Raw genomic sequence first — 16,723 nt, 5'->3', positions numbered from 1 at the left:
TCCGCTTCAATGCTCCAAAGTAGCAAGTCAATCCGGGAATCTGTACTAAGGTAGTTTGTGCCTGCCCAACGGACTGCATCAAAAACTACTCTGATCGGTAAAGCGCCACGCTCCACACGCTCACACGGCTCCTCCGGAGATACCGTATACAAAATCCACCCAAACAGAAGAACAGCAAAAAAACTGCTGAATAGCTGCTTCATTTACAAACCACCATAGTTATTCATGACCTTCTGAATATATATCCGCTGACTTTTCTCATATGGGCTGTTGTATGCGCCGACTGCTTTCCAAGTGTGCCCATGCGACGCAATGTTGCTCGCAAGGATCCAAGCTCCTACGTTCGCGCTGATACAACGATCCAAAAGCTCTTTTTCACCAATACCGTACTTCGATAGCTTGGGGAGCCAAGAGGAATTGATCTGCATCAGCCCAATATCCCAGCTTCCATCGCTGTTTTTTGGGCTCACTACGTCTGCTTTCCCCGGGCGGTTCTCTGTGACCTGGATGGCGCGTAGCAGCTTCTCGCTGACCCGATAGCGCGCAGCTGCCTCGGCGAAGCAGTCCGCGTGTCCGATCATAGGAAGGCCGGTCAATGCACCTGCCAGAAGAAAAGGGAGGGATAGTTTTTTCATGCGCTAAAGAATACATTACGCGTACCAATAAACAAGGTGTATCAGAAAATGCCTTTACTGAATCAACTGCCGGCCTTGTTGGCTCTCCCCCTTGCGTTCGCGAGCCTCGACTGCGCTGCAGGCACAGCCCAAGATACGTCCGCAGCTGCGTACTTCAGCAACGAAGCGGCGGCTGGGGGAGCCGACCTTCCAGACATCTCCACTGCTATGAAGGGGCTGCTATCAACCGCCCGAGAGGGTGGTGAAGTTCTTCGGACCTGGGCAGCCTACAAAGCAGGGGACAAAGCTGCTCTGCCGAAGCTCTTCGATCTCGCACAAGGCGGGAATAGTCGAGCACAGAACGTTGTGGGCTATCTGCTGGATCACGGAGAAGGCGTCAAACAGGACAGCGCCGCAGCTGCCGCATACTTCTCCGCCGCCAGCACAGACTACCCGCTTGCTCGGTACAACCTGGGCGTCCTCACTTTGCTAGGCCGTGGTGTAGCGAAGGACGAGACCAAAGCGATGGAGATGTTCGAGTCTTCCGTAAAGGACGCGTCTGTCGATCTTGCAGCCGTTCGCCTGTCGCTCTACTACCTAGGCAAAGGCGAGCAAGACAGAGCATGGGCTTGGGCAAACGAAGGCGCCAACCGAGGCAATGTGACGGCCTACTACCTACTCGGGCGGATGCTCTACGAGCGCGGGGAGTACCAAGAGGCGTACAACTGGCTGACGAAGGCAGCGCAAGCAAGCGAGCCGAATGCACCGGCCATCCTCTCGGCTATGTACAAGAATGGCCACGGCATGAATCAGAACGCGAAGATGGCCGCATCCTGGTGGTTGATCTATGTCGGCCTGAACAAGGGGAAACAGGGGATGAACTCAGCGGGCATATCGTCCTTCGACCTCACCTCAAAAGAGCAGAATGACGCAACCAGTTTCGCAACCAACTGGCTTTCAACGCACAAACATATGAAGCGGCCTGACTATGACGCTACGCTTCTCCAAGCCAACAGGAATGACAAATCCTGACCCCATACATACAGCGCTGCGCATAGGAAGACCAAGGCAAGTATCGGCCACGAGATGAGTGCCAGTCGCCAGTCTGCCCTCGATGGCCAGCAGTGCAAAACTATGGGGCCGCCGATAGTCCACCAGACCAGGTCCTCTAACGCCAGCCCCCCTGCTTGACTCGAAGTGCGCCAAACGGCGAGCGCATAGAGAGCGGGCAAAGCTAACAGAGGTGCGAAGGCAGTTGCCCAAGCATTCGCCCAGGTCAGGCGCTCGAACTCAACCGATCCTAGGATAATTTGATTTCCTTCACGCCGGGGTATGACTGTCATACCAATCGGCTTAGCTCCGGTCAGGTAGCCTACGACGAGGTGGAAAAATTCGTGGGCACACACCCCTACCAATCTGAGGAGAGACGCTGCTCGCCAGTGAATAGGCAGCGCTCTGACTACAACTGCCGTAGCAAGCACCATCACTAAGTAGCCAATAGGTCCGGCCAGTACGAAATCTTCAAGGGCAGTGTACAGCTCCGTCATCCTCACCCCACAGGAAATCAATAGGCAAAATACTGATTATATTATGCATACGTGTGATGCATCATTTGTCATCTGACACAGTATCATGGCGGGATAGCCCATGACTTCGTCGATGCTCAGGTCGTTCAGCACCTAAATCAAGTGATGAGCCCGTCTACGCCAGCGCAGAGAGCATTTGCAAGCCCGCGTATACAAAACATCCAGACAGTGCACGGTACCCTGCCAGCACCCGAAAGCAAGGTAATCAGAATGGAAATTGCAAGAAAAGGGCTTACAGCTCTGGCAGGAGTAGTACTGGTGATCGGGACAGTTTTAGCAGACCCGCATTCAGAGGGCACCGAACTCGGCAAGTCAAACTTGAGCAAATTATCCTCGAATGTGACATCGTCTAACGCGAAAGCGATGCCCTTTTACACAGACAAGCCTTCCCAGTCATCGCACTTTGGCAGCACCTCACTATTCAACGTTGGTACGGGTCGGATCAATACCTGCAAAACAGAGCCTGATGGGCCTGACGATATCGCAAACCAAGAGTGCGCAGCCGTCAACTTCCTCGCGAAGAACCCATATGAGCGCGTAAAAGTAGACGTCGACGAGAATGATCCTATTATCAGCGGGATTGGTGAAATCATAAATAATGCTAAGCCGGGTGATATCACTGAAAACTGTGGTACTAAAACCACCACTACGCCTGATATCTACTCTACTGAGGTCTGCAACGAGTACAACTTGAGCGAGGCAAAAGCTTGCTCGATGGGCCAGGTGGTCAACGTTGACACGAAGGCAAACTTCCAATGCAACGTTACCCAGAATGCAGTAGAGACGGTCACGTGTGATAAATACTTAGTACTCTCATGCCAACCTCCGATCGCTGGATGTACGGGTTCTGGTATCGCGGTAAACTCAGCAACCATCAGCAATGGCGCGTACCAATTTACGCTGGTCGGATCGGCTCTAACGATCATTAACAATGTGACAGCAATCAACGAGGTAACTGAAGCTAATTTTAACTTCTCGATTGCCGGACTGGATCGCGTAGACGAGTTCTTCATAAATGCAATTCATTCCGACAACTACGTTGGCATTGAAATAAACGGCACGTTTATAGGTGTTCATGGCAGGGCATTTGGCGGCTGGAACCCGAACGCAACAAAGCTAGTGCAAGACAACAACTACAGGCCACCTCATGCTCGGTGGAGTGACAATCCGAGTGATCATAACACAGCAGAAACCGGCACCAACCTTAAGACAAATGAGCATATAAACCTCATACCTTATTTGCGCGAAGGTTCCAACGTCATAAACATCAAAGTGCTTAACGGCAAAGGCCCAGGCTACGGAATGGTTTATATCACGGCCCACCAGCAGTGCCCGCCGGATTGTCAGGAAACCTGGGTGGATCAATGCTCAGCGTATGATCAGCGTTCACAATAGACCGCCAGATACCTCGCATTGCTGGCCAGCAAGCCCCTCGCTCCAAGAGTCGGGGGCTTTTTTGTGTGTGCACTGGACGATGGAGAGAGCCTCAGGTTGGAGGGTGGCCAAATCTCACAGATTGATTTCGATACCGGAAGTGAATTACATTTACGCGTAAAATACTACCAGTATCCGGGAAACCAAAATGCATTTCATAGTCAAGCTGTTGTCCCTGTGCACCTCTCTCATCGTCCTTGGTGCTGCTCCATGTACAGCGCATGCCGACACCTCTAAAGAGATCCTGATCGAAGCAGTGAAAACCGGACACGCCTCGGCTCAGCTTACCGGTGACCAAGCAGATGTGTGGATGGCCCAAACCCATTCCCGGGAACCGATCATGGTCGAGGCAAAAGTCGTCGAACAGCTGCAGCAGCCTGGCTGCGCCCGTGTTGCGATTCAGTACACCCAGCAGATGGTTCCGAAGGTCAACGGCGGGGCGGGCCCACTTGAGGTTGGTTGGGGGATGAACATTTGTGAGGACGGCGCACCGCCGGCAGATCCCAGTTTGTTTACCCAAGGTCATAGCTCCGCTACCAAGGTAAACAAGGTCCAGTCCCAATGAGTTCCAATATCACAAGCTTGGTCACCTTGGCTGCAACTCTTGCGCTATCAAGCATGGCAATAGCAGATCCACACTCTGAAGGGGCGGCACTTGGAAAGTCGAACCTCAGCAAACTTTCATCGAATGTGACATCGTTAAATGCGAAAGCTATGCCCTTCTACACAGACAAGCCATCCCAGTCATCTCAATTTGGCAGCACCTCACTCTTCAACGTTGGTACAGGTCGGATCAATACCTGCAAAACAGAGCCTAATGGGCCTGACGATATCGCAAATCAAGAGTGCGCAGCCGTCAACTTCCTTGCAAAGAACCCATACGAGCGTGTCAAAGTTGATGTTGACGAAAACGATCCGATCATCAGCGGGATCGGTGAGATCATCAACAATGCTAAGCCTGGCGACATCTCAGAAAACTGCGGTACCAAAACCACCACTACGCCTGACATATATTCGACGGAGGTGTGCAACGAGTACAACTTGAGCGAAGCAAAATACTGCTCAATGGGTCAAGTGGTTGATGTCGACACAAAGGCTAACTTCCAGTGTAGCGTTACTCACAACGCTATCGAGAATGTTACCTGTGATCGCTATCTGACAATGGCCTGTGAGCCCCCGATTGTGGGATGCGACAACGGGGGTATTGTGCCAGGAACAACACAATCCGATATGTATACCTCCTGGAAGCTGGCAAACTCCAACGGCACCTATGCGCTTCAGTTCGGCTCAATCGGTGACAACTATTGGGGCGATGGGATCTATCCCCGTTCGCTGGAATTCGAGGTTAAAGACCCAACAATGCTCACCGAGTTCACGCTCGCATCCGTGTACTACGACGACTATATTCTGATCAAGATAAATGGCACCTACTTGTTCAGTGGTCCTTATGGCGGTACTGAGCTGTCTCTGTTCAGCAACGGTAGAGTAAATATCGGCGATGGTGTCCAGCGCCATCGGGAGCTTGGAACCAGCTGGGGGGCAACCCCAAACATAAGTTTGATTCCTTATCTAGTTGCGGGCGTCAACAAACTTGAGACGATCACAGCGGTAGGTGGCGGGGGCGAAACATACATAACAATGTATGCTCGGATGCTGTGCAATGGCCCGTGCACCGAAACATGGACTGATCAATGTAGAGCATTAAATTCTCGCGCTTAGAGGGGTTTGTAACGGATGACTATTCGAATATTTTTAGTAAAGCTGATACCGCTAATGGTTTCAGTCTTTATAACAACATTCGCTCAGGCGGCTGACTGCCGTAAAACAGGGGAAACGTGCGTAGAGGGCGCCGAAACTCGTAACATCGCGGGCAACCTTATTTACAAGGCCTGCTGGCGATACCGGTCTACATACGAATGCGTGAAGCCTGACTCTGTTGATTACTGTGCCGCTATTTCGAAGGTCGCTGGCTGTTATCAAACCTCGACTTCCTGCATATCCACTGCCTGGAACGGTACGTGTTTGGTGGAGCAGCGAACCTATAGGTGCGATAACCCGGCCACGCCCAAGCCGTCCGACACCATCCAGTTGGACGACACCCATACCATTATCCGCGACGAACTTGACACGAGTCAGTGTGACCCCCTGGCAAAGAACCCGCTGTGCTACATCTCATCGCACACGTGCGTCGAAGGTCCGGAAACACGTGTCATCAACGGTTTGCCTGTCTACAAGGCATGCTGGAAGTACAAAGACGACTATTCTTGCATCAACCCGGACAAAGAGAACGACTGCAAGCAATACGAGGACAAGGGCTGTAAGAAAATCGACGAGACGTGCATCGAGAGCACCGACCCTATTGGTTGCGTCATGTCCCAGGTCACTTATAGCTGCATCACCAAGAAAGGTGAAACAACGACAACAGAAGACTGCAGCACGAAAGTCTCGTGCTACGAGGGTGTCTGCTGGGATACAAGCTACCCCTCGGATACCGACTTCGCAAAAGCGGTTGCAGCTAAAGAGGCTGCTCGGGAAGCTGGCGTGTATGGTTCGGACGGCGAACTGTTCGGCGGTGAAGATGAGTCTTGCCGAAAAGGGTATGGCGGTATTAAAAACTGCTGCGGAAAGAGCGGTGGTGCTGAAACCAACTTTTCAATCATGGGTCAAGCAGTTTCGGCTGTCGGAGGTGGCTTAGCGAGCTATGGTTCTAAATATATGTATGACTTTGCGTACAACAACGTCGAGTGGGTGAAGCAAGGCGCTTCTGCACTAGGGGCTTCAGCCCCATCTGCTCCGACACTGAGCTTCAGCGTTTACGGTTTGAGTTATGCCGTTGGTGGAACAATCCCTGCCACAGGCATGCTTGGCGGCCCAGTTTACGGGCTTGGCGGTGGTTTCTACTTCGACCCGTACAGCTTTGCGATTGCTGTAGCAATTCAAGTTGTTATGGAGCTCAAGTCTTGCGAGCCAGAGGAGCAACAACTGGGGATGCACCGCGGTGCGAATCTCTGCCACTTCGTAGGGAGCTACTGCTCCAAGAAAGTCTTTGGTGCTTGCCTCGAAACCACCGAGGCGTACTGCTGCTACAACTCCGTGCTTGCGAAAATCATCAACGAGCAGGGCAAGCCACAAATAGGGAAGGGCTGGGGAACCCCCGAAAGCCCTAGTTGTGGCGGTTTTACTGTAGAGGAGTTTCAGAGGATTGACTTTTCAGCGCTCGACCTCTCAGAGTTCGTAGATGATGTCATGAATGCAACCGTCCTTCCTGAAGTCAAAAACATTCAAGATGACATCTCACAAAAAGCCAGCGACAACACATACAACTAGAACGGAAAACTCTAGAGCCCCGCAAATTAGCGGGGCTTTTTTTTCGGCTGGGTGTGTTCGTGCCATCAATTAATACACAGCCTTTTGAAGGATGAGAGCAGAGGGCTTAAGAGATGATTTACACGAATCTATAACTGCCAATCAGAATTTTTCGCCGCCGTTTACAAACCCGTGTGGCACATCCCGTGAGTGTAAAGCTAACCCAAGACCCATTCAGGATTGGATCACACCGTCTCGGCCGTCGCCGTCCTGTGCTCTCTCTAATTCGCACAATTAAAGCGAAAATCTGACTTAAGGATACAAATCATGAAAAAAATTATCGCAGCTCTGCTGATCGTCACTACTGCTGCAATGTCTGGTTGCGCCTCGAACATGACGAGCCGGGACTACTCCCAGGCAACTGCCATGCAGAAGATGAAGGTTGAACTCGGTGTCGTCGACTCTGTTCGTGATGTCAAAATCAATGGGAAGCCCTCGCCAATCGGCGGCATGGCTGGTGGTGCCTTGGGCGCTATCGCCGGCAGCAATGGCGGTGGTGGTCTGGGACAACTGGCCGTGATGGTCGTCGCAGGTGCAGTTGGCGCCGCCATTGGTGCTGCGGTCGACAAAAAAGCCCACGATGCTGATGGGGTCGAGATCACCGTTAAAATGACCAGTGACGGTAGCTTGCAGGCGGTCACCCAGGCCAAAGATCCAGCTGAAACCTTCGCCCCTGGTGATTCGGTTCGCTTGATCACAGGCCAAACCGGCGACTCTCGGGTCAGCCACTAATGTTCCCCCAGCCCTAGACGACATCCATCGTCTAGGGCTTTTTTGTGCCGGCACCGGAACCAAGCGAGTGCTATTTGATTCTCTTGAGTTATAGTTACGCGTGACTATTCATATTCGATCATCAGCCGCGAAATCAGATTATGCATGACATAGGCCGCCTCACACGCCTGGGGTTCACATCGCTGCCCGAGTGCCTTCTGACGGTACCGAAGGAATACAGGGATTTTCACGACCCCATTGTGGTGCTTCCCTTGCCTGACACTGGCGAAGCCTCGTACATGGCGCTCACCCTAATCGAGCGATCGATCTACGATCGCACCGGTGCGCCCTTGCAAGAGGCCAAAGGGGCGTTCCGCGGATTCGTCAAAGTGGTCGACGGGCGAGGTCAGCGTCTGCACATCAGCTTGATTGGTAAGCCTTCGATCGAACCCTGGATGGCGTACGACTTTGGCGCGACGGTGCACACCTACGGCGAGGTGGTCACCTATGAGGGCCGGCCCTCCATGTCCAACCCAATGGTCATACCCCCTGCGATGATTGGACGGGTGATGCCCGTCTATCAGGGAAAGCAGAATCAGGTGAGTGCTGAAGTTCTTGGTGAGGCCATCACCGCAGCGATGGCACACATCAACGAGGCAGCCTGCCTGCTCCTGGAACAGGCCCTGATGCACGAAGATGACTTCCGGAAGCTGACAGGCCTTGTCGACCCTGCTGACTTGCTGCGTAACCTGCACACGCCTTTGTCAGTGCGTGAGGGAGACGAGGCGGTGAGGATTGCCAAGGCCGTATGCATACAGGCGCTTGTTAATCGCGTTGAGGCTCATCGCAACCGACCAGCAGTGAAAGGAGCCCTCCTGCGAATCGACCGAGTCCAGGTTGCTGATTTAATCAGGCGTGCTCCTTTCTCGCCGTCTGCCGACCAGCTTCAAGCCATCGACGAGATCGTGTCAGACCTCAGGTCGCCCTATCCGATGCAGCGTATCCTGTCGGGTGATGTCAGTACGGGCAAGTCATTCACGTTCATGGTTCCAGCTGCGGCAAGCTACCTCGCGGGGGCAAAGGTTGCCATCATCGCGCCCGGGCAAATCTTGGCGCAGCAACTGGCGGCCGAATTGAGCAGCCTCTTCTACGAAATCCCCGTTGTCACTGTTGTCGGTCCGGTGGGCAAGACCAATATTGACCTGTCTGCAGGAATCGTTGTCGGCACCACTGCTGTGCTTTCAGCCGCCAAAAAAGCGGGGATAGTCTTCGACCTGGTCATCGCTGACGAGCAGCAACGATTCTCTGTGGCTCAACGGCAGAAGCTCATCGCGGCCCATACCAACTTCCTTGAATCAACGGCAACCGCGATTCCCCGAACGGTTGCACTGGTCAAGCTCGGAGGCCTGCCAATCTCAATTCTGAGGACCACGCCGGTACCGCGGGAGATCGTTACAAGGATCATCACGCACAACGCCAGGCAGAAGTTGCATGATCTCGTTATGCAGATTATCAAGCAGGGCGGACAGGCAGCGTTCGTCTACCCCGTGGTCAATGGGGAGGCTGACACTCGCAATGCCGTGGAAGCCGCCTACGAGCGATTCAGGAGGATCCTGGGTGACGACGTAGGCCGGGTCCATGGGGGAATGACGGATGACGAGAAGACAGACGTCATAAACAAGATGAAGGCCGGGCAACTCAAACTATTGGTCGCCTCTACTGTGATCGAGGTTGGCGTAACCTTCCCCGGTCTGACTTTGCTAGTTGCAGTGAGCCCTGAGCACTTTGGTGTGGCTCAGTTGCACCAGCTCCGCGGTCGGGTAGCTCGTAAGGGGGGGCGTGGGTTTTTCATCATGTATCTGCCGAGCCCCATCAAACAGTCAGCGTCATCGCGCTTGCGACTTTTGACAGCCTGCAATGATGGGTTCGTGCTCGCCGAGAAAGATGCGGAGAGTCGCGGCTATGGTGATCTGAGCCTAGAGGGTGAAAAGCAATCTGGTGCCAATCGACCGTTGTTCTTCGGTTTACGGCTAAGTCATGGTGAAATCATGGCTGGCGCAGTCAAAGCGGGCCTCATACCGGCTCAGGAATAGGACAGGGGGACAAATTGGCCGCGAAATCAACACCGCTCGCTGTCAAGGTAGCGATTTACCAGCGACTACTCTCCGGGGACATAGCCCGCGACGTCGGCCGCATGTATGTCATCAGTATGCCAACCGTTTTGAAGTACGCTAATGATGCGGTTGCGGAGCTGCGCCTGCTTGAAGCGGTCGAGAGCTCTCCCATCCTGGTGGGCTTCTTAAGCCGCACCGTTAAAATCCAGTGCTACCAGTATGTGGATGACGAGGTAGTACGAGACCTGATGGCCCCGATCCTGGAGCCCTACCTGGGCCAGGCTGAGAAAATCAACTTCGCAAGCCGGGAGAGCGCTGATCAGCCATTGTCGACCCGCGTAAGCCGTACAACTGAAGAAGATTTTCAAGCGATCGTAGCTGAGATGTCGCAGTCATCCCACCCAGGCCTCACATCGTCGGCACTCCTACGTGACATTGTTGAGGACTACATTGCCCGGTACAAAGCCAACGGCCGGCCCCTACCACCCACCTTGGTCCACCAATCACAGACGCCGGCGCCAGTTGAGCCTGCAGCCCCAGCCCTCGATGGCAAAGCTCTCATGAAGGATCTGCAGGGCGCCCTTCGTGACCAATTGCAGAAGCATGGTATCGAGCTGCCACAGGGTGACGATTGATTTTCTAATCACGTGTCAAGCATTCCCCTTCGTAAGGCAAAGGCATCGCCGAAGCCGTCATTCAATAGAAGGGGATATCCATGGGTCTCGCTCAAGCGCAGCTTCCTGCAACGTCCAAAGTCTCGATGCGCCACATTTACCTCTATACCCATCTGCTGATCGCGGAAGCGAACAAGCTGGGGCGACGGGTGCGTGTCATCTGGGCCAACATTAAAACTGCTTCGATTGGCCCGGATCAAAAGGTTGCTGGTGGGTTACTTCTGACCTTGCCTCTGACCGCTGCCATGGGTACTGATGAAGATCTCGAATTGATCCAAGGTCTACTCGACCATGAAATTCTCTGCCACGGCCTGCACACGGACTTTTCTGTTTTGATGAAGCCAGATATCTCCGGAACACTGCTGAACGTTCTAGAGGATCCCCGCGGCGAGCTATTGGCAAAGCCCCGCTTTCGTGGTGCCAACGCGAATATTCACAACACCTTAAAGATCCTGGTGAAAAGAGAAGTTTTTCACGGTCCGGTCGCTGGCCAAGAAACACCTCAGTCAATTCTGGTCGCCTGGTTGGTCACTGAGCTCCGTAGTGAGCTCCTTGAACAAACCTGCCTGAAGGACTTCGCCATCGAGTATCGCGCACTGGCTATTGCAACATTCGGCGCACCTTTGGTTGAGCAAGTGAAGGCGATTGCTGTAAAGGGCTGCAATGCATCAGACACTCAGGGTGCGAACCTTGCGGCGAATGAAATTGTGGATCTACTCCAACTGATTAAGGACCAACAGAAGAGCCCCTCGCAACAAGGATCTGGTAGCCACAACTCGCAAGGTGAACCTGGTTCTACTGGGCAACCAGGTAGTAATGGCCAACCCAGTACTGCCGGTAACATCTCCGACGCCATCAACCAAGTGCTGAACGCGAGCCAGACTGATTGTGGAAGCTACGCAAAAGGGTTGGAAGATGTCATCTGTTCCAGCCTGCCTGGTGTGAGTCAGAATCGGCTGGGAGGCTATCAACCAGACGCCTCAAACGAGATGAAGGAATTGAGTCTTTCAAAGTCTGGTGGCTCATTTGAAAATCGTAGCCTTCTTCGGGCTGGCGCTCAGAAGACAGCTGCAATACTCTCAGCAACTTTCGAGGAACTCATAGAAACGATCACCCAAAATGAAGTATGGACTGCAAGTGAAGGAAGACTCAACACTCGAAAACTTTGGCGATACGCAGTGGGAGATGACCTAATCTTCACCAGAAGAAAGCAAGCGGAGGAGATTGACACCTGTTTCTACCTGTTGGGTGACGAAAGCTCTTCCATGGACAATAAATTTGGACCAATTCCAAAGAAGGATGAGAGTGACGATCGGATCTCAGCACAGGAAGCTTGCAACCGGGTTTCGGTGGCAGTAGGTGAAGTTCTGAATAACTCAGCCATTCCATTTGGAATTGCTACCTACAACACGGTAGTTCGTGAATGGCATGGATTTGAGGAGAGCTGGGCCGGTACATTGCAGCGGTACAGTCCTGAGCCAAAAAATGGTACGAAAACTCACCTTGCAGTGGTCTGGGCGCTCAAGAAACTCATCGATCGACCGGAGGCCCGCAGAATTCTGATTGTGGTTACTGACGGGGATCCTGGGAATAGCGATGTGCTGCGTTCAGCCGTTGATGAAGCAGTGCTGATGGGCATCGAAGTGCGTTTCGTCCTGATCGGTGATGGGTACCATAAACGCTACGCTGACCTGGGTTTGGCCTGTGGTTTGGCACAATCCGACAAAGACCTCGCGACGGCAGTTTTTGCAGCGCTGAAGCAGGGCATCGTATAGAGCCAAAACGTAAGACCAGCCGGACTCCTTGGAGTCCGGTTTTTTTATGTTTCTACTCGCGTGTTAGGCATCCCCTTGTACCAGGCCTTCGCAAGAGGCCATCCATTGCCTACTGGGGATTCGACCATGACTGCTTTCCAACACATCAACGACCCGCAACTCGACGCTGGAATCGACACCCTTAATCCGATAGCTGTCCGTTTTGCACCACAGGTTTTCGGTACTACAGCACCATTTTTTGATGGAATGCAGACCAAGATCTTTGCTGAAACCCGCTTCACACCAAAAATCGTACCCTACAGCTTCGACGATGAGTTGCTTACGCGCCTGATCCTTTGGGCATCTTCTGCGGGTGCACAGGACTTATTCAAGGCGTCCATCAAGAAAGCCACCTACATCTACGGGCCAACCGGTGCCGGCAAAACCACGTTAGTTGAGGCCTTTGCGGCCCGTACGGGCAGGTCGGTTTTCACCGTTCAATGTTCTGAGGAAACGACCCTGTCTGACCTTTTCGGCAGCTGGAAATTGTGCGGCCCCGAAGGCATGAAGTGGATTTACGGGAAGGTGTGCCAGTGGGCTAAAACCCCGAACTCCATCCTGCTCTTGGATGAGTTCGACCAGTTACCGCCACAGATCCAGATGGGTCTTAACGGTATCCTAGATGGCAAGCCGATCTTTCTTGATCAGACCAACGAAGTGATCCCGATTGCTCCTGGATGCTTGATCGCTGCTACCGGCAACACAAACGGCCAAGGGTCTGCTGGCGGCAAAGGCGGTAGCGCTACTGGCTACAGGGGTACCAAGAAAATGAACATCGCGACGATGGACCGCTTTAATTCGATGTTCTGCACCTACATGGAGGAAGGTCGTGAGGCCAACCTCATTGTAGACCAGACGAATACTGAACCACTGGTTGCAAAATCCATGGCAACCCTGGCAGCCAAAGTTCGGGCGAACTTCATAGCTCTTAACGAGGATGCTGGGGCAGGGGGAATGGCCTTCAACTTCACCATTACCACCCGAAATGTGCTGAACTGGGCGATGAACTACCAGCTCCTCATGCGGATGGGCAAAACGACAGAAGAAAGCCAGAAGCTTGCTCTGCAAGTGACCGTTCTGGACTTCGCACCGCACGATGAGGCTGCTGCGATCCTGAGCACCTGGTCGACGATCGTCGGAAAAGTCTAACGCTTCACCATACCCCGGCTCGCCGGGGTTTTTTCGTTTATGGGTGCCTGTGAGGCATCTCCTGTCACTGGGTCTTTCGCAAGGGACCCGTTCTTTCAATTTCAGGAGAACCACCATGAGCACTACCAAGCAAACCGATGAACTGGGCATCAGCATCCTTCAGGATGTAGTGCTTTTTGACGTCATCATTGGTGGAAGCACCGGTGAGAAAACTGTTGATGGCGATGACTTCATCCGTGAGGTCGGGCGCATGCTACCGTCGGGCGCCTTCGCATGGGTTAACAAATACCGATCGGAAGCCAAGCGAGAAATCCTCAAAGTAGGGGTTTCTCGAAAGGTAAACAATCGTATCCGTGGATACTTTGTACCCACCCAACACGCAGACGAGCTTGCAAAAGTGTTGCATGCGATCAAAGGAAAATATCTGGTTGAGAAGGCCTCCTTCCTCAACACTTTACCGGACTTGGTGGAGAAGTGGGCTAGCTCTCCGGCAAACGCAGTTACAACACCAAGTGGTAAGTCCCGTGCAGATTTGATCCGCCAGCATGCTCCACAGGCACAAGTGCTCGAAAGACTGTTGACCTTTGACACTTCGGCGATTCGTATCAGCAACACCAGCTACTTTGGCGAAGAAGATGCACTTCAAACAGAAGTTAAAGGCTTAGTCGGCCAGGCCGCTTTGGAGATCGCGGAAGATGTAAATCGCTCCTGGACTCGCAAGGGCAACGGCAAAACGACGTCGAGAATCCTGGGTTTGATCCGTCGTGTTCAGGACAAGGCTGAAGCTATGAGCGTTCTTTCAAGCAAATTTTCTAACCTGGAGAAAATGTGTGCATCAGTGTTGGCTGCTATACCGAGCGGACCGAGCATTGAAGGGGTTGCTTACATCCAAGTATCTGGCTTGTTGTCCTTCTGCATGGATCCTGAAAAAATCCTTGGAGAACATGCCACCGAGTTTGATCCTTTGAATGTATCGGCTTCTGATTCAGCGCCGGCTGTTGCTGACGATAACGTCTTCTTCAGTAGCTCAGCATCTGCAACTATTCATCCTCAAGCAGAACAAAATGAAGTTACCATCGTTCCAGAGGTCTCTGTGATTCCGCCACTTCCAACTGGTCGCAAGACAGAGGAGAACCTCTTCTTTGCGGCTGAACCTGAAAAAACCCTGGTAGAGCCTGAAAAGGTTGTGCCATCGGACACCACCTCGCAGCCACCATCGGCTCCGTTCATTTTCTAACCCACAAAAAACCCCGGTCAATGACCGGGGTTTCTTTATTCCCGCAAATTAAGCCACCGGCGGCGGTTGCACACCAGGCAGCTCGATTTCGGCCTTAGCCAACAACTGGCGCCCAGAGAGCTGCTCATACAGCAACACCATGGTCATGCGAACGGAGAGAGGCGTTTGCGCCCATTCGTCCGGCTTCGGGATATAGCCCGCCCAGGTAGGATCACTACCCATCTTCTCGATCGACAGCCAGAGCTGCTCATCAAGATCTTTCTTGTATACAAAATCTTCTGGCGTGAAGAAATCAGCCAGGTTGTAAACCTGGATGAGGGGGAGGCCAAGGAATTCAGCCACCATTTGCAGCTTTTCCTTACCCAGCGATCGTATCTGACGGTTCCCGTTAGCCAGGGAGTTCCAGTAGATGACCGTGATACCCATGACATCGGCAATTGCACGATCAGGTAGTCCACGATCGATGATCACCTTTTTGATCATCTTGACTAGGCGGGAGCCCGGCATAGTGTTCCGAGTTTCGACTGCTGCATGTCCCTTATCTTCTGGTACTGCTGTTTTGGCCTTGGCAGAAGCACGAGGCCTCTTAGGCGTAGCAGCCTGAGGGGCTTGCGTTTTTGCAGTAGGCTTTTTAGCTAGCGGCTTCGCCGCAGCTTTTGCAGCTGGTTTTGCTGGTGCTTTGGCGGGCGCTTGAGACCGCCGTCCTGTCGATTCACTTGCGGTCTTGTCGCTAGCTTTGGGCATTGTGCGGCTCCAGGTTGGTCGCGGCGTCTAACACGATTCAGGACGCTCCCTAAACAAATAAAGCAGAGAAATCCAGTATAAATTTAAAAAAAGATTCTACACAGTTAACAACAAGATTCAAATCTCTTGTTCCGGTGGAAAAAGAGACTTTTGGGCTGGATGTGCCCCCTTGCCGGTAGCTCTGTGACCGCCGAGCACGCGGCAAGTGCATTTTGATTCACCTTGTATTATTGGTACGTGTTGCGTATTCTTGAGAAAACCAAGCCATTCACGTATCGAGGTACTCAATGCTGCCCCAGGACGCAAAGCGGAAGCCTGACTCCTATTCGTATCCAAACGGGATGCTCAACTCTGGCTACATCGCCGGCGTCCTGCGCTTGAATGATCCGGTCAAAGGGATCTGCTACATCCAGCAGACCCGGTCGGAAAACCACATGCTTCCCATCCACTACGATCCTAAGAAATCGCCGATTCCTAAGGACATCAAGGAGTGGGATCTCATCATGGCGTTCGTTCACACCGATGGCGCCATGCAAGGTGATGACCGTATTGCACGGGTGAAGAGCATCCGTTTCGAAGCTCCAAACCTGATGCACCTTGGAGGGCGTTTTCGCGAGGACTTCATGCGGAAGTGGGATGCGGTCGTGCATGCCGCAGCAAAAGACTCAGGCACACCCGATTCTGTGGCCCAGTTGGAGCAACAGCCCGGCGCTGGCACTGAAGAGCGTCTCGACTCGTTCGATTGGAAGGCAATGGACCTCAACAAGAACGCCTCGAACCAGATCCGTATCGCGGGCTTCATTCAGGCCAAGTCTCTGGAACGCAACCGCAAACATCCTGTAGACGGCACTCCAATCAACGACCGGCTAGTCGTGCTGATTCGGCAGTCGAAAGACACCGATGCCTGCATCCCTGTTCGTTGGTACGGCCGTAATCTGCAGCCGCTGTCTGAGAAACTCGCCCGCGGCATGCCCATTATCGTCAACGGCGAATTCCGTATGGACGTGAAGGCAATCTCCCTGCCGGACGGTGAAACAGGAATCGCCGAAGTATCCAAAATTCCGTACATTCAAGCCAAGGACATGCCAGGTCCTGTTACTCCTGACTCTGGCCACATCAAGATCGTTCCGGGCTGGGCTGCTGAGCTCTTCAAAGGCCACGGAACCCAGGCGCCGCAACCGAAACAAGGCGATGCAGAGCGCAGCGCCATGTTCGCCTCTGCATTTGGCTCTGGCTCGGCAAGCAAGCCTGCAATCCCCGGTGAGCAACAGGGCGCATAG

At 53.0% G+C, this 16,723-nt stretch carries 14 protein-coding genes; 12 read left to right on the top strand and 2 right to left on the bottom strand.

The window, feature by feature from the left end; translation table 11 throughout:
• Nucleotides 1-203: 203 nt before the first annotated feature.
• Complete coding sequence (locus tag MF6396_RS20910) at nt 204-635, bottom strand: lytic transglycosylase domain-containing protein (protein ID WP_061305197.1); 432 nt, start codon at nt 633-635, stop codon at nt 204-206.
• A 48-nt stretch (nt 636-683) separates the two neighbouring features.
• Between MF6396_RS20910 and MF6396_RS20905 the strand changes: the two genes are divergently transcribed.
• From MF6396_RS20905 to MF6396_RS20855, 11 genes are all read left to right on the top strand, one after another.
• A complete protein-coding gene (locus tag MF6396_RS20905) occupies nt 684-1,646 on the top strand; it encodes a tetratricopeptide repeat protein (RefSeq protein ID WP_061305199.1) in 963 nt (320 codons plus the stop codon).
• Nucleotides 1,647-2,410: 764 nt separating this feature from the next.
• The gene (locus MF6396_RS20900; protein ID WP_223843651.1) at nt 2,411-3,595 is read left to right on the top strand and encodes a hypothetical protein; all 1,185 of its coding nucleotides are present in this window, start codon (nt 2,411-2,413) and stop codon (nt 3,593-3,595) included.
• 187 nt (nt 3,596-3,782) lie between these two features.
• Nucleotides 3,783-4,199, top strand: coding sequence for a hypothetical protein (locus tag MF6396_RS20895; RefSeq protein WP_064492182.1), 417 nt, complete (start codon nt 3,783-3,785; stop codon nt 4,197-4,199).
• A complete protein-coding gene (locus tag MF6396_RS20890) occupies nt 4,196-5,353 on the top strand; it encodes a hypothetical protein (RefSeq protein WP_064492181.1) in 1,158 nt (385 codons plus the stop codon). The genes MF6396_RS20895 and MF6396_RS20890 overlap by 4 nt, the downstream gene beginning before the upstream one ends.
• 15 nt (nt 5,354-5,368) lie before the next feature.
• On the top strand, nt 5,369-6,961 hold the full coding sequence (locus MF6396_RS20885; protein WP_078481476.1) for a conjugal transfer protein TraN: 1,593 nt from the start codon (nt 5,369-5,371) through the stop codon (nt 6,959-6,961).
• A 306-nt stretch (nt 6,962-7,267) separates the two neighbouring features.
• Nucleotides 7,268-7,732 carry a hypothetical protein gene (locus MF6396_RS20880; RefSeq protein WP_061305958.1) on the top strand — a complete coding sequence of 155 codons (465 nt, stop codon included), beginning with the start codon at nt 7,268-7,270 and terminating at the stop codon, nt 7,730-7,732.
• Nucleotides 7,733-7,872: 140 nt separating this feature from the next.
• Nucleotides 7,873-9,804 carry a helicase-related protein gene (locus tag MF6396_RS20875; RefSeq protein WP_064492180.1) on the top strand — a complete coding sequence of 644 codons (1,932 nt, stop codon included), beginning with the start codon at nt 7,873-7,875 and terminating at the stop codon, nt 9,802-9,804.
• 14 nt (nt 9,805-9,818) lie between these two features.
• The gene (locus tag MF6396_RS20870; protein ID WP_064492179.1) at nt 9,819-10,460 is read left to right on the top strand and encodes a hypothetical protein; all 642 of its coding nucleotides are present in this window, start codon (nt 9,819-9,821) and stop codon (nt 10,458-10,460) included.
• Between the two features lie 80 nt (nt 10,461-10,540).
• Nucleotides 10,541-12,274 (top strand): hypothetical protein, encoded by a 1,734-nt coding sequence (locus MF6396_RS20865; protein WP_078481474.1) that lies wholly within the window; start codon nt 10,541-10,543, stop codon nt 12,272-12,274.
• A 126-nt stretch (nt 12,275-12,400) separates the two neighbouring features.
• Nucleotides 12,401-13,462, top strand: coding sequence for an AAA family ATPase (locus tag MF6396_RS20860; RefSeq protein ID WP_078481473.1), 1,062 nt, complete (start codon nt 12,401-12,403; stop codon nt 13,460-13,462).
• Nucleotides 13,463-13,577: 115 nt separating this feature from the next.
• Nucleotides 13,578-14,699 (top strand): DUF3150 domain-containing protein, encoded by a 1,122-nt coding sequence (locus MF6396_RS20855; RefSeq protein ID WP_064492177.1) that lies wholly within the window; start codon nt 13,578-13,580, stop codon nt 14,697-14,699.
• A 48-nt stretch (nt 14,700-14,747) separates the two neighbouring features.
• Here MF6396_RS20855 and MF6396_RS20850 read toward each other — a convergent pair whose 3' ends face one another.
• Complete coding sequence (locus tag MF6396_RS20850) at nt 14,748-15,443, bottom strand: XRE family transcriptional regulator (RefSeq protein ID WP_223843653.1); 696 nt, start codon at nt 15,441-15,443, stop codon at nt 14,748-14,750.
• A 287-nt stretch (nt 15,444-15,730) separates the two neighbouring features.
• On the opposite strand from MF6396_RS20850, the gene MF6396_RS20845 reads away from it, so the two are divergent.
• Nucleotides 15,731-16,723: a hypothetical protein gene (locus MF6396_RS20845; RefSeq protein ID WP_064492176.1), complete on the top strand. Its 993-nt coding sequence runs from the start codon at nt 15,731-15,733 to the stop codon at nt 16,721-16,723.

The organism is Pseudomonas sp. MF6396 (assembly GCF_002018915.1).
GTDB classification, from domain to species: Bacteria; Pseudomonadota; Gammaproteobacteria; order Pseudomonadales; family Pseudomonadaceae; genus Aquipseudomonas; species Aquipseudomonas palmensis.
Note: the sequence above shows the minus strand (reverse complement) of the source record. Positions and strands in the feature narration are given on the sequence as shown.